Here is a 19,287-nt window from a genome sequence, read left to right as displayed (position 1 = left end):
ATCGTTCGACAAATTTATGAACATTCCCTAGCCCATTTTTTCTTTCTAGTAAATGAGACGTTCACCCATCGCTTTTGCGACATGTCATGGAACGCCAAGTCCAACTTTTCGCGCACCTGATCCATATCTTCAACCGTTCGAACGGTTGACGTACGATCCAATAAGAAGTCAATATCAATATACATCGTTCGCCCGACTTTAGAGCTTCTTACAGACGCACCTTCGATGTGATAGTTCTTTTTTAGTTTCTGTACGTGTGACTCTAGCCTTGTCTGCGTTTCGCTGTCAGGCGTCATTCGCAACAGTTCTCGGCCGTTGCGTTTAATGAGCGTAATCGGGACAGAGAGGAAGTACAGTCCGGCAAGCAGTACCATGAACGGATCAATATAAGGAATAATCCACGCAACGGACGTGCTTTGTAAAAGCAATGCACCAATGAATCCAACAACTACCGCTACGCTTAGTAACGTATCCATGAGCCATTGCGCAGCTTCAGCTTTAATAAACTCTGAGTGATGACGATTCTTTTTCATCACATATTGAATCGCAAAACAGATGACTAAAGAAAAGATTCCATAGCCTAATGCACTACCGAGTGCTACTTCACGACCTCCGCTCATCATGGATGTGATCGACGAGGAGATCGCTGCCACACAAAGAATGCTAATAACAACACCTTGAACAATAACAATCGCCGGTTCAATTGTCGCCTTCCCGAACGGAAAACGGCCACTGTCTTCTTTATCAACATACATGGACCCAAGCAAGGCGATTAGTGACATGATGAGACTAATCACGGAGTACACGCCATCAAATAAGATCATTTGTGAAGAACTCAACAGTCCCCAAATGATCCCTACAATTGCAAATATAAATGCGGTAAATACTGACAAAAACAACAACTTTGACGTAATCGTTTTGCCCATTTTTCTCGACCTCTTTTGTTTTTATGACTGACTGTCAGTCATTATATGATTTTAATTAGAGCCACCCCAAGCGATACAGCGCTCGAAGTGACTGAATATCAATCATTGTAACATACGCTCACACGGTTGTCTAATTTTGTCCGAAATTATTTGTAGGAATATAGATTCATGACAAACACAAGTTTTTATCTTTATCACCTTTTTAAAGTTCACCATTGTATGAATATATACTCATGTCATCCTGCTTATTTTTGATAAATTCAGTAATATGTCACTTTCTTGTTTTTATTTTTGGTACATTTTAACGAAGATGACAATTGTAGGAGGACACGATATGAAGAAGCTTCGCATGATTGGGTTCGCTAGTTGCTTCGTCGCAGTTGCAGCTTGTGGGAATTCAGAAGAAGTGACCGAAGAAGAGGAACAAGAAATAGTGGAAGAAGTCGAAGAAGACGACGAGGAAGAGCCTGTTGAGGAGGAGGAAGACGAGGAAGACGAGGATGATTCCCCTTCGGAGCCTACTGCCGTCTCCCCAACAGACCATGACGATACGATTGAGTTTCAACATGTGAATTGGATACTCGGCTCTCCAGATTATTACGCTGAAGCTGGCGTCTGGCTTTACACTGAAGAAGATTACCCGGATGATTATGAAAATACGTTCGATTTTGGCGAAGAAGATGTGCTCGTGTATCAGATTGGTGATGAGGAATACCTCGGACATTCATTCCGTGCACAACATATTATTATCGAGGATGAAGACACCGTTCGCATTGAAGTCGAGCACAATGATGAGCCCGATGAAGATGCTGAAGAGTCAGACTTAAATATGCCTCGCCAATTCTTGCGCGTTGACCAAGAGGTGCTACGAGACAAAGGGTTTATTATTGAGACGACCGACGGTGAAGTGTTAAGTCTGGAATAGGCAGAAGTTATAGGTCGTAATCGCGGATAGCGCAAGTCGTGGTTGCCGTTGTGCACAGGTGCTGTGTGCGGGTACGCGCCACTTGGATTGGTTTACTCACAACTATGTGGGTTAATCACTGCATGTACTCACTCCTTCAGCTCCGTTTACCGACTTATGTGTGGATATGTGGGCAAAACGACTCCTCCCCGGAAAGAAAAGCTGGGCATTTATCCACAAACCTTGACGCTTTCTTGCAAAGCGTCAAGGTTTTTTCACCTGCACAGACATGGGAGATACGCCGATTTGGTGATCTATCCATGTTGGTTAAAGAATGAGCTGTCGGCATGAGTCATGCCGAAGCCAAATCGGATTCGGTTCGGTTCGGCGCGACTCGCGCCGACGTCTTGCTAGGTTTTTGGCTTGGAAATGCAAGCGATGGTTCTCTGAGCCCGTTGCCGCAGGGGATGGCGGCACATGCGGGCAAGACGAACGACCGTTCTGCACTCTAGTTTCCCCTATCTGCGCGCAAGTTTACGCTTTTCGCTGATTTTAGCGCCAACTTCGCCAAACTTGCGCGCAGTTTGTTCCAACTTGCGCGCAGATTCCAGGCTGAAGTGCCAACGACACGTCGGCCCCGCCGGGGCCGAAACGAAACCGCACTCGCTTCGGCGCGACTCGCGCCGACGTCTTATAGGCCAACGACTTATAGATAGTCTGGGCGTAGTCTAGATCGCCGATCTCCTAGAAATACCCATATATTATACAAGTAGACGATTATTCGAGCAAGCACCACCTCAATGGTGGTAAAGCCCAGATACAAATGCAAACTTTTTCGTATACTTTTGGCATCGAGAGTGACGGTTTGAATAATCTTTATTATTTGTAGATGCAAAGTTCAACACGTATAGATTACGCGCTCTTTTCATCAATATCGACATCTTTTTCGTACGTAACGGTTTTGTACGTTTCGTATCGTGTGATGGCAAAGTATGCGCCAATGGCCCACCAACCGCCGAGGATCATCCACTCTTGAATTCCGAGCCCAGCAGGCATCCCTGGCATATATTGCACAAAGAAGAACAGACTCATTAAAAGCGCAAGCCAGCCAATCCACACGCTTCTTCCTGCCCGAAATGGCCGATCCATTTCTGGTAAACGGCGACGTAGCATAATAAATGAAACGGCAACCATTAAGTAAGCAACGACAATTGTTAGTCCTCCCGCATCAACGAGCCAACCGAGCATCGGATCACCAAAAAACGGACTCACAACGGACAATCCACCGATAAAAATGATGGCGTTGGAAGGTGTCCCGTGTTTCGGATGAACTTTGCCAAACCAAGCGGGCAGCATCTTCGTATCCGCCATCGCAAAAATGACGCGACTTCCTCCAATGATAAACGCATTCCAACTCGTTAAGATTCCGGCAATTCCCCCAAGAACGAGGATGTGACCGAACACGTCAGCACCAAACACATTCGCCATTGCATCGGCAGTCGGCAGTATCGACAATTCACGGTCTTCAGGTCCAAGTCCAAAACCGACCGCAAAGATTACTGCTAAGTAAAATAGGATCGCACAAAATACAGAAATAATAAGAAGCTTACCGATGGAACGCGGCTTAATGTTCATTTCTTCAGCTGCTTGGGGTATGACATCAAACCCGACGAACAAAAAGGGGGTCGCAATCATAACCGTGAGAAGGCCCGCGGTGCTTGTCACCCATAGCGGATCGGCATTGGCGATGCTGCCATTGGCCGCACTGCCAAAAATGAGCATTAAACCGACGAGAATAATCATCAACGTCAGAACCATTTGTACAAACGAGGCAAATTTGATCCCGACATAATTAATCCAAGCGATAAATACAGACCCGGCAATTCCGACGAGCACCCAGGTCGCATACACATCATAGCCTGTGATCGTATACATATAACCTACTTTATAATTCGGAAAAATGTATTCTACGACGTTCGGAAGAGCAACCGCTTCAAAAGCCACGACACTCACATACCCAAGCGCTATCGCCCAAGAAGCGATAAACGACCCTCGGGGTCCGATGCCACGAAGAGCATATGAATGTTCGCCTCCGACCTTTGGCATCGCTGATGCAAGCTCTGAATACGTCAGACCAACAACTAATACGAGGGCGCCACCGACAAGGAACGCTAGACCTGCACCTACAACACCGGCATCTGTCACCCAACCTCCAGAAAGAACGACCCATCCCCAACCAATCATGGCTCCTAATGATAGAACGAGAGCGTCCGTACGGTTCAATACTTTTTTCAGTTGCCTCTTTTCAGACATTCGCTCGCCTCCTTCCCTGCATTATACATAATAATATGAAAATTTATATGTTTGTACATGAAATACTCCTTCCTATATACTCAAGGGTACAGTTTTCTGCTCGTTCGGAAGGAGCCACACGATGATCCCATTCATTCGCAATGACCAATATAACTATATACGAGAACAAGCGCGGACCGTTGTGCATACACACAAAACGGTTCAGGATACGGACGTCAAACTCGCCGTCCAATCGCTTACGATTGATAAGATTCAAGACACATTTAAAAACCTTAGTGATGAACAAATCTCTCATTTGTCTTTGATTAACAATGTCGTCGATGAAGAAACTGCAGCCATTTATCTGTCATCTTTACGTGAGTATGTAATTCCTTTTCCGCGCGTCACTGAACAGATTCTTTCCGCATTATTTCCTAAATCTAAAGTGAAGAACGCCCCAATTCAACAAACTGAATTCACACGTATTTCTCATTTCAGCTGGGAAGACCCAGGCACCCAGAAACGCTACATTGTCGCGTACCCTGACCATAAACATATCGGTATCGAAGGGACATTCTCTACACGCACAGTCCATGGTGTTTGCGCCCTTTGTAATCACCACGGACCTCAGCGACTATTCACAGCGCGAAAAAACCATCAAGGAAACCGTGATACGTACACGAAAAAAGGCAATTACATTTGCGTCGACACCGTCGAGTGCAACGAACGCATGACGTCTTTACATTACTTGCATGAATTTGTCCAACGAATGACTTAAATCAACGACTTGAGGGAGAAGATTTCATGAAGACCGTCCGAATATTATTTGATGTGATGCTACTAGTAGGACTGCTTGCCCTTTTCGGACGGTTTGTTTCAACATTTTTAGAATTCCCAGGGGCTCAGTTTCTCCGCGATTATGCATGGACGTCCATCTTACTGCTCATCATCGGGTATGCTGGATCTCGTTTCAAACGTAGGGATTAAGACTATTTTTGCGGATTTTCGGATTATTTTTCTTAATTTTCGTTAATTTAACACTTCTTAAATGATACGTTAGGAATCATACTGACAAAAAGAGGTGTTTACATTGAGATCATCGTTAAAAACCATCATCAGTATCGGTACGATCGTGCCACTAGCAATTGGAACAACCGTTGCGTCTGTAAACCCATCGAATGAAGAAGCAAACGGTCCGAATGTTGAAAACATCATCTATTTAATTGGTGATGGGATGGGACCTCAGCAAGTGTCTTCCGCTGCGTACTTCTTAGGCGAAGGCTATGACTATGGAACGCTCACGATGGATACGTTTTCCTCCATCGGTTATGCACGTACACATTCATTAGACAACATCGTCACTGATTCAGCAGCTGCAGGAACCGCTCTTTCCAGCGGTCATAAAACCGATAATGACGTGGTTGGAATGGTACCAAATGAAGAAGGCGCCTATGAACCTGTCAAACCAATAACAAGCTTTGCCCAAGATCTTGGGATGAGTACGGGTCTCGTATCCACAACACGCATTACTCATGCAACGCCTGCGTCATTCGCGTCTCACGTCGAAGATCGAGGCATGGAAGATGAGATTGCCACGCAAATGCTAGATTATGACGTTGACGTGTTACTTGGTGGCGGAATTGAACACTTTGATGCTGAAGAACGAGACGATGGTCGGGACTTAATCGAAGAAGCTGAGGGTGCAGGATACGAGCTGCTTTATGATCGTGATGAACTACTGCAAACAGAAGGTGACAAGCTATTAGGGTTATTCAGCACCTCTCATATGGCGTATGAACTAGACCGAGAAACAACAAACCAACCTTCGCTCGCAGAAATGACAAATACAGCCATCGAACAATTGAGCAAAGACGATGACGGTTTCTTTTTAATGGTTGAAGGTGGAAGAATTGACCATGCGGGTCATGATAATTTGCCTGCAGAAATGATGACCGATACCATTGCCTTCGACGAAGCAATTGAAGTTGCCTTAGAGTACGCTAAATCCGATCCAAATACCCTCGTTGTAATTACAGCTGATCACGGCACAGGAGGCCTGTCTTTAGGGTTGGACGGAGAATATGGCTTTGAGCGTGACGTGCTTAAGAACGTCACCCGCTCGATTGATTACATGGCCGAACAACTCGACGATGACAACGAGAACCTAGAGGAAGTGCTTCAAGCATATGCAGGCATCGATGACCTTACCGACGAAGAAGCCGATCGCATCCTCGAAGACGCTGAAACTGTAGAAGAAGGAATTGCACGTGTCATTAGCGACCGTGCATTAGTAGGCTGGACAACAACCGGTCATACCGCTGTAGACGTTCCTGTATATGCGTACGGCCCTACCGAGGAGCAATACCGTGCAACACTAGACAATACCGAGATACCAAAAATGATGATTGATGCCCTTCACACAGTTGAGGAAGATAACGACATCACGATTCTCAACCTCGAGCCGACCGAAGATGTTACCTTACAAAGTGGTGAATCCGTCCGCATTCAATTTGAAAGCGAGCCAGGATTAGATGCATCGTTCTCTATCCGCGCGCCACTCGTAAACGTTCCCAATGCCCCGACAGAACTTCCAGTTACTGAAACTGAACCGGGCGTGTACACAGCTTACTGGACTGCAACCTCGAACCTTCAAGCGAGTAGAGCTGAAATTGAGGTAACGGTAATCGACAGCGAAGGCAACACTCATAGTGAAATTGCCGACGGCAAACTGAACATTAACCCTTAAAGAACGTAAAAACCTCTAACTAGGAGATGAATCACCTAGTTAGAGGTTTTTTATTGCTGGACTACTTGTTGTTGGAGGGAAAGAAAATTTCTCTCCTATATAAGTTGAACTAAAGAAATTCATTGAATCGGATGACCAAGATGGGTCTTTGCGGGTGAGTGCTTGCATATTGGCTGTTGAACTTCATCTCGTTGTACTTCGACAACTTCGTTGCCGCTCGTTGTTCGTCACTACAAGGGTTGCGGGCAACACGAAAAACGTTTGCCGAAGGGCAAAAAGTCATGACCGAGGCTCACCACCTGGCACAATCCTGTGAGGACCGGTCACGTATGTGACAATCCAGCCCGCAAACCGGGCACTTTCGGCACGCAACTGTCACAAATCGCACGATTTGTGACAGTTGACTTCGTTTATGTGCGCATTCACGTTTAAAATCATGATTTTTCTTGCTCAAGTGTCACAAATAAGAATTTATGGGGCATTTGGACTTCTTTCCACACACCGTAGCCCGGGCGGCGGGCGCTGAAAAATTAACGTGTCTCTTCATAAGTGACTCGTTAACTCGATGTATTGGTTACATCTATGTGGGGATATCAACCAATTATCGTGTTACGATCGTTAAGAATCCCATCATAGAAGCATCTATGTGGGGATTCCTGCCGAAAATTGTTCTTAAATGAAGAAAATTCCATCATAGACTGATCTAGGATGGAATTTTCACCATTTATATCAAGGGAAACACTTTTATATGTTTTTTTTAATTTCTCTTTTTCAGTGACCTCTAGCCAGAAGGCAGGAGTTCGCCACCGATGTTGCACTTGTACTCCGGAGTGTAAAGAAAACACGGTGGGCGTCTTTTGACCACCGATGTTGCACTTATGCTCTGGAGTACAAGCATCCGCCTGCAGTGGAAAGCAACAACTAACTGCGCAATCAGGAAAATGTTAAGTTCATTTTTATAGCCAACTTATTCATAAATTTTTTCGATGATTTTCAGCAACTCTATACCATCCTCTACAGGTGCAGGGGACACTTCCTCATTGAGTACCGCTGATACAAAACCATCAATTTAATTTTGAAATGCGCTTTGGAAATGAAAGTTCGGATGGTCCATTTGTGGCTGGATATTCAAGATCGTATTTTCACTTTCAGTCACAATGATGAGTTCAGGTTCCAACTCTGCCCCACCTTTCGTTCCATACAGCTTTATATGCACTTCGTCTTCTTTTGCATGCAAAGAATAGGAAACATCGAACTGCATTGAGGCACCATTTTCAAACGTGACCAAGCCATTTGCCAAATCTTCTACGCTATTTTTTGAACTTTCGTAGTCGGCTGCTTTATAGAAAGATAGGTTCTTAATGTTGCTTCGATTTCCTAAACGGTGATAACTATGTCCCGCGACTGATTGCACTGCCGGTCGGTCCATCATATACCAACAAAGGTCAATGAGGTGTACACCGAGATCAATGAGTGGGCCACCGCCTGAAAGCTCACGATCGGCAAACCAGCCGCCAGGATTTCCAATTCGACGAATGTACGATGCTTTTGCGTAATATACCTCTCCTAATTCCCCGCGATCTATAAACTGCTTGAGCACTTGTGCATTGGAGCTGAAGCGCCGTACGTAACCGACTTGAAGCATCGCTTTTGATGTGCGCTCAGCTTCTTGAATTTGCTCGGCCTCCTCCACGCTCATCGCGAGTGGTTTTTCAACGAGTACGTTTACGCCAGCTTCTAACGCCTGAATTGCAAGTTGTGCATGTGTTTTGTTCCACGTACAAATACTTACCGCCTGCACGTTTGCATCATTGAACACATCGGTCGCGTCAGTGAATACGTTCTTCACAGAATATTTTTCAGCTACCCGCTCTGCCCGCTCCTCATTCACATCACACACACCGTACAGCTGAACGTTCGGATTTTGCTCATAAGCGCTTAAGTGCATCTCCGAAATTGTACCTAGCCCAATCACAACAACATGTAACATCTTAGTTTTTCACCTCTTCGAGTCCTACTTTCCAACTGTCCGCCTTGACTTCTTCCCATAGGCGAAGCGTATTCTCCATTCCGATCTTTGAGCCGATTAGACAGTCTTCCATCCCTTCAAATTCAACGACGATATGGCCATCATATCCATGCGCTTTTAAGAGGCGAATCACCTCGCGAATCGAAAGTTCTCCATGTCCAACGATCGCGCCTCGCAAATAATTGTCATTGGACGTACGGAACCACTTTCCGCTTCCCGGATTCTCATAGTAAGGACGTACATAGAAATCTTTGAAATGGACTGTTGCTGCTTGATTTAGGTTTTTACGAATACCGACGAGTGGGTCTTCATCTGCGCATAGGAAATTACCGATATCGAGTGTCGTTTTGAAATTGTCACGGTCCACAGCACGCAAAATCCGTTGAACACGGTCACTCGATTGCACATTAAACCCATGATTTTCAATGGTTGTTGTCATTCCCAATCCCTTTGCATAATCAGCAATCGCTTGGCAACCTTCCACCATCTCATCAAAATGGTCATCAAAGTAGTGAACGGTCATCTGTTCTCGTTCCAAACGAAAAGCAGTAACATCATGACGAAGAAGCGTTATGCCCATATGATGTGCCACGTCTACATGCTTTTTAATTCGTTCTACTTCTTCTTCAAACGCCTCTCTTGTCGGCTGGATAAAGTTCGCAGGCATACAATAACCAGACAATTCAATCTCCTCGGCTTTTGCCCGCTCTTTAATCTCATCAGCAAGTGCATAGTTATCCACAACCGAATAGCCATACGGGACAAGCTCTAAGTGCGATCCACCATTCTCCTTGACCCAAGAAATGGCTTCTACAATCGTTAACCTTCCATCATTCAACGCTTCTAGTACACTGTAAGAACTCAAACCAACCTTCATTCATCATCTCTCCTTTAGTTCATTTCAATATATTGTGCTATATATTATGAAAAACAACGGGAAAACCTTTTCTGTTTCTGAATATTCATACAGAAATTATCGTAACTTTCTCAAGTTGTCTCGTCAACTGAACGCCCTTAAACAACATGCCAATCTCATCACCTATAGTTCAACACTTCATTTCCTCAAAAAATTCTAAAGACGTCAATTGCACATATACATTTAGTACATAAGATGAAATGCTTCATGGTAGCTCGTCTTCACACGCATTGCCGAGCAATAGGAGGCCATGTTTGCTTTTCATAACTAGGAAGGAGACACGTTATGATCCCCACTCGTTATGAGCTGCTCGTCATTGGTGATGGGACGGAACAAAAAATACCTGATCGCTTGCACACTTTACGTAAACAAGTGCGTAAGTCTTTTAAAGTAAAAATGGCAACCGATGAACTGGAACAATTCATGAAAAGAAAACAGAAAGTGTTCTATCCAATATGGGTCGTGAAATTACAAGTTATCGCTGAACGAAAGCCTTTTTCACCAAAAATAACAGCGATGACGGCTTTCATTGATGCCATTTCTGGGCATCATCAGCTTCATACTGACGCCCCGTCATTTGAATATATTGGCGCCATCGGTGTGAAAATTCCTCCCAAATTATCGTCAGTGAAACAAATTGAGCCATACATTGCGAATATAAAAACACATTTGAATAAAAAATATATGAACAAAAAGCCCGATTATTTAATTGAAGACTCATTTTTAAGCTATATGCCGCTATGGGAATATGAAGTCAAATATCGAGGACTTACGAAAACATTTGCGCTTAACGCCACGACTGGTGAGCCAGAGCAGCATTTACTCAACGGTCGGATGACACGTTGAGTAACAAAATGGACCGCACAATGAAAATAAGTGCGGTCCTTACTCTTTAATATCCCCGTACTTCCATACTTACGTCAACGGCTTGTTTCCAAATATCATGAAACGCTTTTACGGATTGAAAACGATCTTCCTTCTGTTTACTCATCGCTCTTTTGGCAACTTTATGAATCGGACTCTCTGCTAAACTCTGATCTTTTCCGAGTAAAACAAATGCGGTCGCTCCCATGCGATACACGTTCGTTCTTGCATCCAGCACTTCACCGATTTGGAATTCTTCCGGCGCCATAAATCGCGACGAACCCCACAGCCGATCCATTTCATTCGTGTAAGGAATTTTTTCATATAAATCAATGTCGCAAACCTTTAGTGTCTGGCTCGATTCATCATAAATCATGCTCGCATCATAAAAATCAACAGCGACAAATTGCTTTTTTTCCACATGTTCATGAAAGGTAAAAATGTTAGTTAGCATGTGTAAACGTTCATGAAGAGGGAGTGTTTCGAAAGAATATTTCCGTAGGCTAATGCCTTCAATCCAATCAAATTCCAACATATATCCGTCTCCAACTTTTTCATGATGAACCAGTCGAACAAGATTCGGATGTTTCATAAATTCATAACGAAGCTTTGCCCTTTCCAACCTTGCAGCGGCATCTTCAGGTTTTCCGTTGAATTTCAAAGGCTTTGCCCCTGCATACTTAATAAATCGCCTCACTCCGTTTCGTTCAACGCCAAAACAGAGATTCCCAGAATCCTGCTCATCCCATACTTTAAACACACGGCCATGTTTTTTTAACCATCGAAAATTGTGTTCTTCTTTCAGTGCAAAACTTACACCATCAACACTTTGCTGGATCATGAACATCTCTCCTTATCATCCGTGTTCATTTCTCTTTCTTGAATGTATCACACACCTATCATTCCTTCATGCTTCCTTCGTTGTGACTTCATTAGGGAGCTTGTCAAAGCTAGACAAGCCGTACATACTGAAGTCATAGAGGAGGTAAAACGATGAAGTACTTTGAGCTTGCTGGCACTGACTTACGAGCATCTTCCATCATTATGGGCAACATGAGAATGAATACGTTATCCACTGTTGAAGTCGAAAGACTTACTTCGACTGCCTTTGAGATGGGCATTAACGTTTTTGATCACGCTGATATTTATGGAGATGGGGAATGTGAACGACTTTTTTCTCAAGCGACTACGATGCAACGCGACGAAATCATTCTCCAGAGCAAGTGTGGTATCCGCAAAGGTAAAGGTGGCTTTTTTGATTTCTCTAAAGAACATATTGTAAGCGCGGTTGACGGCATTTTATCAAGGTTAAACACAGACTATTTGGATATCTTATTGTTACACCGCCCTGACCCCCTCGTGGAGCCTGAACAAGTGGGCGCAGCATTTGATGCGCTGGAACAAAGTGGGAAGGTGCGCTATTTTGGTGTATCCAACCATAATCCTATGCAAATCGAGCTGCTACAAAAACATCTTTCACAAAAACTTGTCATTAACCAGTTGCAATTAAGCATCACACACACTCCGATGATCGACTCAGGCATGACACTCAATATGCACAATGACCAGGCAGTTAACCGCGACAGTTCAATTCTCGATTATTGCCGACTTCACGACATTACGGTGCAAGCTTGGTCCCCATTACAAACCGGCTTCTTTGATGGTGTGTTTGTCGGAGATAAGCGATTCCCAGAACTTAATAAAGTGCTCAACCGCCTGGCGGAGAAATATAGTACCTCCCCTTCAACGATTGCGTACGCTTGGATCGTTCGCCATCCCGCCAACATTCAAGTCGTAACCGGGACTCGTCAAATCGACCGCCTTCAAGAAGCGGTTAACGCCACAAACATTCACCTCACTCGCTCAGAGTGGTTTCAATGCTATCGTGCGGCGGGCAATATTGTGCCATGAAAAAACCGACCTCATCTGAGGTCGGTTTACTATTGGGTGCTCACCGTTAATAACCAGCTTCTTCATCCGTAAAGTATGCGTCTTTAAAAAGGAATTTCCCGTTAGAACGGCGATCATATCCTTCGAAATTGGAGCTAACACCGAAAAGGTTATCTTGAAAAGCAATGCTTACCATCGGTAACTCTTCTCGGAGAAACTCTTGAATCTCACGGTATTGTGCAATTCGCTCGTCTTCGTCAATTTCCTGTCGAGCCGATTCTAGCATCGCATCCAACTCATCATTAGAATAGAATGAACGGTTCCCTTCTGCACCTTGATAATCAGTATGGAAAAGTGGATAAAGGCCGTAATCTGCATCAGCCGTGACCGTCGTCCAGCCAGCCACTTGCATTTCATGATCCCCGTTCCCTGTCGATTCAAGGAATGTTGCCCACTCCATAATTTGTACATCGGCATCGATCCCAATGTCTGTGAGCTGATCTTGAACAATTTCGGCGATAAACACATAATTAGAATTGATATCACTCGTCCAAATGCTCGTTTCAAAGCCATCTTCGTATCCTGCTTCTGCTAACAACTCTGCGGCACGTTCAGGGTCATATTCTGGAGCGTCCAAGTCTTCGTGATAACCAAACACCATATCATTAATCGGGCTGTCTGCTACTGAACCATATCCTTCAAACAATCCTTCTACAATTGCTTCATGATCAATCGCAAGAGCAATCGCTTGGCGCACTCGCACATCGTCAAACGGCTCAACTTGCGTGTTGAAACCTACATAATCCATCGCTAGACTCGGATATACAGCCAGCTCTGCTTCTTCCATCTCTTCCACTTGATTGGCGTTTGCCGCTTCTAAACTTTGAGATACTTGAGCTTCACCGGTGGATAGCATTCCGACACGTGTGCCTTGCTCCGGAACCGTTCGGATTGCAACGCTGTCTAGGTGTGCATCCTCACCCCAGTAATCTTCATTTTTCGTTAGAACGACTTCATACCCTTGATCCCAGCTATCAAATGTAAACGCCCCAGTCCCAACAGGGTTCGTCGCAATATTCGTATCACCATTCTCCTCATCTTCAATCGCGGCTGGGCTAATCATGCCACCTGTATCATGCGCGAGATTTGCAGGAAGCGCCCCAAATGGATACTCCGTAATAATGTGTACCGTATATTCATCCATCACTTCAACTCGATCGATCATATCTAACAAAAATAGGCGATTGGATACATCAGGGTTGATCGCTCGTTCAATGTTGGCTTTGACAGCCTCGGCATTAAACGATTCACCATCATGAAACGTAACATCTTCTCTTAAAATAAATTCCCACGTCACATCATCAATTTGCTCATAACTCTCTGCAAGGTGAGGTTCAATTTCAAGATCAGACGTTTGCTCAACAAGATTCTCATAAATATTGCTGCGGACAATGGTCGATGGCCCGTCATTAGAGCCGTGTGGATCCAAATCAACCGGATCGCTGGAGATTGCCATCACAGCTTCTCCACCTTCTACCTCTTCCACCCCGTTTTCGCTTGTGGATTGATTAGACTCTTGGTCTTGCTCTTGTTCAGAGTCATCACCTGCGCACCCGACCAACACGACAGCCAGCACCGGTAAGTACATGTATGTTTTCCAATTTTTGATCATCTTTCATTCACCCTCCCGAATCTCTTAACCGATCTTATTATGTACAAACTCGATAGGAATTGTCAACTTTATTGTTTTAACCAAATATGAGTCACTGCAGTTACAATATAGGTAGAGAAAATGGATTTAGGAAAATACTGTACATGTATCTATTTTTAAAAATGAGAACTTAATATTTAGGACTCTCGTATTTCAGCATATCGCTAGCTTAATCACTCACTCAAGCTCACAACACATTAACGGCTATCAAAATGATGACCGCAACACCACATATCCTCATTGATAGTTCTCTCTTCGAACAATCGTATTTCGTCATATAATCTGCAATCGTTATGATGATAAGAAAAGTACAGAGACTACCGATAATTAACGCAGGATAAAATGAACTACTACTATGACTTTCTCCAAATTCACGTGTGATTTGCACAATATATAGGATGAATAAAACAATCGATACGCATAGATGGATACGTCTAATCACTTTTCGCCAAAACGGTTCTGGCGTTTCTTTATTATCGATAATGATGACCTCCTTCAACAGTCGCTTTTCTTGATAAATTCGTTTAAAATAAATTACTTTTAACCACCTCCCCTTAGTCGTTTACGACAAACCTTGAACGCCTAAATGATAATATGTATTTACAAATTTTTCATTTAATATTTAAACAAGAATGAATATTCTATGTTATTATGTTACCCGTCAGGTTTTATTCTGGCTAACTATATTGTATAGGAGGTGTTCATCATCCGAACTGTATTGCTATCAACAGGGCTAATCTTCTCTTTAGCATTTACATCCGGAGCATCCACCCCCTCAACCGATGACACGGCGGTAGATGAGAAAATCAAGTCTGACCCTGCGTATTATTCAGAAGATCCAGATTTCGAAATAACAAAAATCGAGATGTATGAAGATGGAGAGCTAGTTGAAGCAACGGGAGCAACCATACGCTATGGCGTCTTAAGTGAAGACGGCGTCGTAGAAGTACAGACATTTACCCAAGAGTAGAATACGACTGATCCCCCAAATTGTTACGATTGGGGGATCTTTGCTTAATCCGCCATTATCGTGTGATAGATATAAGAGTAACTTTATAAAACCTCCACTGAATGTGAATTTTCTACAACTTACTCTACCACCTTAGATAAAAACTACCAACAAGCAGGAAGAACGTGACGAGCTGGCGAAGTAGCGAGTAAACATTCACATAAGGAGGGTGCCATGTTTGAAATTACGTTTGTGATGTTGGATAAAGCAGAGCTTGAGCATGAAGAAAGTCGATTTGATGATGAGGAAGAAGTTCGAGATCATTACCAACAATTGATGAACGCTGCTGTTGCAGAAAATCGCCCATTTATTGCTCTTGATGATGATACGTCTCTTAATGTGCATCACGTTTCGTTTTTCTACATTAATGAAATCTAAAAAAAGACTCTGTGCAAAGTAGTTTGCACAGAGTCTTTAAAGAATAAATTATTCTCCGCCGTTTTCAACATAAGCTGCAACAGCTTCTGCATCTTCTCCTGATACAAGGCCTGGAGGCATTGAACCTGGACCTTCATCAATTGCTGCTAGGACATCATCAGCCGCAATACCCTCGATACCAGGTGTTGAGTTCATTCCTTGCATGTCATCTCCGTGACAGCTTAGGCAGCTCGCTTCATAAACAGAAGCTCCTTGTTCAAGGTCAACAGATTCGCCGTCGCCAGAATCTCCGCTATCATCGCTAGCGCTGCTTCCGCCACTATCTTCAAACGTATCTCCAACTGGCTCTTGCACATCACCCGCACCCTCGTTACAACCACCGAGAATAAACGCAAGTGCGCCCATTGTGATAAGTAGTTTCTTCATGGTGTACCCTCCTTTACCCTTACATTTGCGCATACGACACCAAGGTATGTATGTGCACACTTCTGTAATTTTATTTTATCACGTTAAACCAATAGTTTTAAAGAAAAGAAAAGGGAAACTGTAGGGCTCCAGTGTAAGTGTTGATGTTCTGTAACAAAATTGTCACTTTCTGAAGCGGGATTCGTCTTTTTTCTCTTCATACATTTGAATTGCCGCTTTTCGACGTGCCTTATGGTCGATGATCGGTTCGGGGTAATCAGAGCCAATCACACACTTCGCCTTCTTCTGCACATGTTCTGGCATGCGACCGGGTTCATGAATATAGTCAACCGGCACATTCTGAAGTTCTGGAACATACGTCTTAATATAGGTTCCATCAGGGTCAAATCGCTCTGATTGGCGTGTTGGATTGAACACGCGAAAATAAGGGACAGCATCTGTTCCTGTTGAGGCTGCCCATTGCCAACCTCCGATATTTGATGCTGGATCATAATCGATGAGCTGATCTTGAAAATACCTCTCTCCTTGTCGCCAATCTTGGAGAAGGTCTTTCGTAAGAAAAGATGCTGTCACCATACGTAAACGATTGTGCATCCATCCTTCTTGATTTAATTGCCGCATCGCGGCGTCAACAATCGGAAAACCAGTGTTCCCTTCTTTCCATCGCTCCCATTCGTCTTCGTCATACGACCACTCCATTCCACGGAATTGTTCTTTCCATTCCTCATCTTTCCCATTTGGATGGTCATAAGAGACCATGTTATAAAAATCACGCCACGCCAGTTCTTGAATGAACGTTTCTGCTCCTTGATCCGTACCCTTTTTCTCGGCAGCTGTTTGCACCGCTTCGAATACCATTCTTGGTGATATCACTCCGGTTCGCAAATATTTGGAGAGTTGACTCGTTCCATCAATCCCTGGTCGATCTCGGTCTTCATCATAACTGACCAGTCCATCATTCAAAAAAGCAACAAGTCGTTCTTGTGCCGCCTGTTCCCCGACATGATCAGAAAAGCGTCCGGTCTTTTGTTGCATCAGTTTTCCGTATGCTTCTTGCCCGCGCTCAAAGGATGTCCGGTAATTAACAGACTTCTCCTTTAATTCGTCTACATTAATCGTGTTTAGGGCTGGTTTCGTGAGCCTTCTCCACGCCTTATAATAAGGGGTGAACACTTGATAGCGTTCCCCGTCTTTTTTTGTTACTTCCAACGCCCCGTGAAGATGATGATCAATAAACGTATATACCTCCACGCCTTTTGACTCTAATACTTTTATTGCTTCACGGTCTCGATCCTGACCGGCTCCGCTTTCGTCTCGATTAAAATACACCGCTTGCACGTTAAAATCGTCAACAAGCAGAGGAAATACTTCATCCACCGATCCGTAAAGAAAATGAACGTTGATCCCTAGCTCATCCCCTGCTTCAACAAACGATTGCAATGTTTCGTAAAAATAATCATGACGTGTTGAGAAGCTACTCGTCATATTCGGGTCTATAATAAACAGTGCGAGTATTGAATCCGCTGGCTCCGTATCATCTAATACGCGAGCCAGCGCTGTATGATCGGTCCACCGAAGATCTCTTCGAAACCAGACAACATTGATGCTCATCTTACCGCCTCCTCGTTGTCGTTTTCCCAATTTTTTATAACTGGAAACCTTGTCTCTCCCTTCAATCGACAAATATTTCCCGGGGAATATTCCTAATTAAGCTGCTTCATCTTGAAATGCTTTGTCTTTATGCTCACTTCGATCAATGTACACCGCACATGCGCTATCTCCAAGAATATTTGTCGCTGTTCTCATCATGTCGAGAATACGGTCAATAGCAGCAACAAGAGCAATGCCTTCAAGTGGTAAGCCTACAGCCGCCAATGTGATCGTCAGCATAATCAACCCTGCTCCTGGTACACCCGCGGTACCTATTGCGGCGAGGGTGGCAACGAGCATTACGGTCACAATATCCAAAGCTGATAACGACTCACTATAAAATTGGGCGATGAATACGACGGCTACACCATTGTAAAGAGCGGTGCCATCCATGTTGATCGTTGCCCCGAACGGTAATACGAAACTGGAGGTGCTTTTTGAAACGCCTACATTTTCTTGAGCATTTTTCATTGATAACGGGAGTGTTGCTGCACTACTCGCACTCGAAAATGCAAAGAGAAATGCAGGACTCATCCCCTTCAAAAATTTAATTGGTGAAATCTTGCCGAGCAATTTTACAATGGATGCGTATACGGCAAAGATGTGCAATAAACATCCAGTAGCAACTGCAACAATAACCATGATGAGCGGAAGGAGAACTTCAAGGCCATACTCTCCGACAACCGGGGCTAGAATACCGAAAACCCCAAGTGGTGCCACCATCATAATCCCTGACGTCACCTTAAACATCACTTCAGCCAACCCATCGAAAAACTTTTTCACTGGCTCTGCTTTCTCACCGACGAGCAAGATGCCTACACCGAGTGCAAGTGCAAAGAAAATAATCTGCAGCATTTCCGTTTGTGCCAAACCGGCAAATGGATTTTCGGGCACAATGTTAATGAGAATATCGACGATGCTTTCATCAAGTTCGTCGACTTCTTCTTCGGCCTCTTCTGTTGTAGGCTCTGCAATTTCAACATTTGTTCCTGGTTGATACAAGTAGCCCATCGACAATCCAATACCGACGGCTACGAATGAAGTAAGTAAAAAGAATGCGACCGTCTTCCCTCCAAGTCTTAGCATCTGTTTTCCAGAACCTAAGCTCGTCACCCCGACGATTAATGAAGCAAGTACGAGCGGTGCAATAACAAATTGAATGAGACGCAAAAACAAGTCACCTAGCGGTTCAACAATCGTCATGCTAGGACCAAAGATTACACCGAACAAAACAGCTAAACCGAAGGCGATGAAGATTTGATTCATTAATGAAATTCGTTTCATATTCCCCTCCTATTATATATGTCACCTTTCATTTCTTCATATGTATACTCTATTCCTTGTTTTTGTCTATATTTTCAGTAAAATAGGCCGATCTCACTTAGAGATCGGCCTACCCGCCCACAGTTATAACGCTATGAGAAGTGCGGTTGTAAAGAGGATAAAGAAGAGCGCAGTTACAGCAACGCCATAAAACCACTTCTGACCCTCACCGTCACTTTCAATGTCAAAGTATTGGTCTACAATTGTTTTTAATTCTTTCATC

Annotated in this window: 17 protein-coding genes and 1 pseudogene; 8 read left to right on the top strand and 10 right to left on the bottom strand. The window is 43.9% G+C overall.

What is annotated here, in order from left to right; translation table 11 throughout:
- Positions 1–14: 14 nt before the first annotated feature.
- On the bottom strand, positions 15–926 hold the full coding sequence (locus ACE1TF_RS03970; RefSeq protein WP_375014456.1) for a cation diffusion facilitator family transporter: 912 nt from the start codon (positions 924–926) through the stop codon (positions 15–17).
- A gap of 334 nt (positions 927–1,260) precedes the next feature.
- Between ACE1TF_RS03970 and ACE1TF_RS03965 the strand changes: the two genes are divergently transcribed.
- Complete coding sequence (locus tag ACE1TF_RS03965; protein WP_375014454.1) at positions 1,261–1,851, top strand: hypothetical protein; 591 nt, start codon at positions 1,261–1,263, stop codon at positions 1,849–1,851.
- 891 nt (positions 1,852–2,742) lie between these two features.
- Here ACE1TF_RS03965 and ACE1TF_RS03960 read toward each other — a convergent pair.
- Complete coding sequence (locus tag ACE1TF_RS03960) at positions 2,743–4,143, bottom strand: APC family permease (protein ID WP_042402653.1); 1,401 nt, start codon at positions 4,141–4,143, stop codon at positions 2,743–2,745.
- Between the two features lie 121 nt (positions 4,144–4,264).
- On the opposite strand from ACE1TF_RS03960, the gene ACE1TF_RS03955 reads away from it, so the two are divergent.
- The 3 genes from ACE1TF_RS03955 (at position 4,265) to ACE1TF_RS03945 (ending at position 6,868) form a co-directional block, all read left to right on the top strand.
- On the top strand, positions 4,265–4,900 hold the full coding sequence (locus ACE1TF_RS03955) for a FusB/FusC family EF-G-binding protein (RefSeq protein ID WP_375014451.1): 636 nt from the start codon (positions 4,265–4,267) through the stop codon (positions 4,898–4,900).
- 26 nt (positions 4,901–4,926) lie between these two features.
- The gene (locus ACE1TF_RS03950) at positions 4,927–5,109 is read left to right on the top strand and encodes a hypothetical protein (protein ID WP_375014449.1); all 183 of its coding nucleotides are present in this window, start codon (positions 4,927–4,929) and stop codon (positions 5,107–5,109) included.
- 103 nt (positions 5,110–5,212) lie between these two features.
- Complete coding sequence (locus ACE1TF_RS03945; RefSeq protein ID WP_375014447.1) at positions 5,213–6,868, top strand: alkaline phosphatase; 1,656 nt, start codon at positions 5,213–5,215, stop codon at positions 6,866–6,868.
- 967 nt (positions 6,869–7,835) lie between these two features.
- On the opposite strand, the pseudogene ACE1TF_RS03940 reads toward ACE1TF_RS03945, so the two are convergent.
- A pseudogene (locus ACE1TF_RS03940) lies at positions 7,836–8,858 on the bottom strand (Gfo/Idh/MocA family protein).
- Position 8,859: 1 nt separating this feature from the next.
- Positions 8,860–9,774 (bottom strand): sugar phosphate isomerase/epimerase family protein, encoded by a 915-nt coding sequence (locus ACE1TF_RS03935; protein ID WP_375014445.1) that lies wholly within the window; start codon positions 9,772–9,774, stop codon positions 8,860–8,862.
- Positions 9,775–10,098: 324 nt separating this feature from the next.
- On the opposite strand from ACE1TF_RS03935, the gene ACE1TF_RS03930 reads away from it, so the two are divergent.
- Positions 10,099–10,659 (top strand): hypothetical protein, encoded by a 561-nt coding sequence (locus ACE1TF_RS03930; protein ID WP_375014443.1) that lies wholly within the window; start codon positions 10,099–10,101, stop codon positions 10,657–10,659.
- Between the two features lie 46 nt (positions 10,660–10,705).
- Here the strand turns inward: ACE1TF_RS03930 and ACE1TF_RS03925 are convergent, their stop codons facing one another.
- Positions 10,706–11,518, bottom strand: a complete 813-nt coding sequence (locus ACE1TF_RS03925; protein ID WP_375014441.1) for a protein kinase domain-containing protein — start codon at positions 11,516–11,518, stop codon at positions 10,706–10,708.
- A gap of 152 nt (positions 11,519–11,670) precedes the next feature.
- Between ACE1TF_RS03925 and ACE1TF_RS03920 the strand changes: the two genes are divergently transcribed.
- Entirely contained in the window at positions 11,671–12,588 is a 918-nt protein-coding gene (locus tag ACE1TF_RS03920; protein WP_375014439.1) for an aldo/keto reductase, read from the top strand.
- Positions 12,589–12,634: 46 nt separating this feature from the next.
- Here ACE1TF_RS03920 and ACE1TF_RS03915 read toward each other — a convergent pair whose 3' ends face one another.
- Complete coding sequence (locus tag ACE1TF_RS03915; protein ID WP_375014437.1) at positions 12,635–14,239, bottom strand: glutathione ABC transporter substrate-binding protein; 1,605 nt, start codon at positions 14,237–14,239, stop codon at positions 12,635–12,637.
- A gap of 736 nt (positions 14,240–14,975) precedes the next feature.
- Here ACE1TF_RS03915 and ACE1TF_RS03910 point away from each other — a divergent pair.
- Together ACE1TF_RS03910 and ACE1TF_RS03905 are read left to right on the top strand one after the other, a co-directional pair.
- The gene (locus tag ACE1TF_RS03910) at positions 14,976–15,248 is read left to right on the top strand and encodes a hypothetical protein (RefSeq protein ID WP_375014435.1); all 273 of its coding nucleotides are present in this window, start codon (positions 14,976–14,978) and stop codon (positions 15,246–15,248) included.
- 213 nt (positions 15,249–15,461) lie between these two features.
- Positions 15,462–15,665, top strand: coding sequence for a hypothetical protein (locus ACE1TF_RS03905; protein ID WP_042402671.1), 204 nt, complete (start codon positions 15,462–15,464; stop codon positions 15,663–15,665).
- A gap of 48 nt (positions 15,666–15,713) precedes the next feature.
- Here ACE1TF_RS03905 and ACE1TF_RS03900 read toward each other — a convergent pair whose 3' ends face one another.
- The 4 genes from ACE1TF_RS03900 to ACE1TF_RS03885 form a co-directional block, all read right to left on the bottom strand.
- Entirely contained in the window at positions 15,714–16,091 is a 378-nt protein-coding gene (locus ACE1TF_RS03900) for a c-type cytochrome (protein ID WP_052363944.1), read from the bottom strand.
- Positions 16,092–16,253: 162 nt separating this feature from the next.
- A complete protein-coding gene (locus ACE1TF_RS03895; protein WP_375014432.1) occupies positions 16,254–17,702 on the bottom strand; it encodes a cryptochrome/photolyase family protein in 1,449 nt (482 codons plus the stop codon).
- A 96-nt stretch (positions 17,703–17,798) separates the two neighbouring features.
- Positions 17,799–19,025 (bottom strand): dicarboxylate/amino acid:cation symporter, encoded by a 1,227-nt coding sequence (locus tag ACE1TF_RS03890; protein WP_375014430.1) that lies wholly within the window; start codon positions 19,023–19,025, stop codon positions 17,799–17,801.
- Positions 19,026–19,148: 123 nt separating this feature from the next.
- Positions 19,149–19,286, bottom strand: a complete 138-nt coding sequence (locus ACE1TF_RS03885; RefSeq protein WP_193744200.1) for a hypothetical protein — start codon at positions 19,284–19,286, stop codon at positions 19,149–19,151.
- Position 19,287: the final 1 nt, after the last annotated feature.

Origin of the sequence: Geomicrobium sp. JSM 1781026 (genome assembly GCF_041949955.1) — a bacterium.
Classification (GTDB): Bacteria; Bacillota; Bacilli; order Bacillales; family Marinococcaceae; genus Geomicrobium_A.
This window is presented reverse-complemented; position numbering and strand designations above follow the sequence as displayed.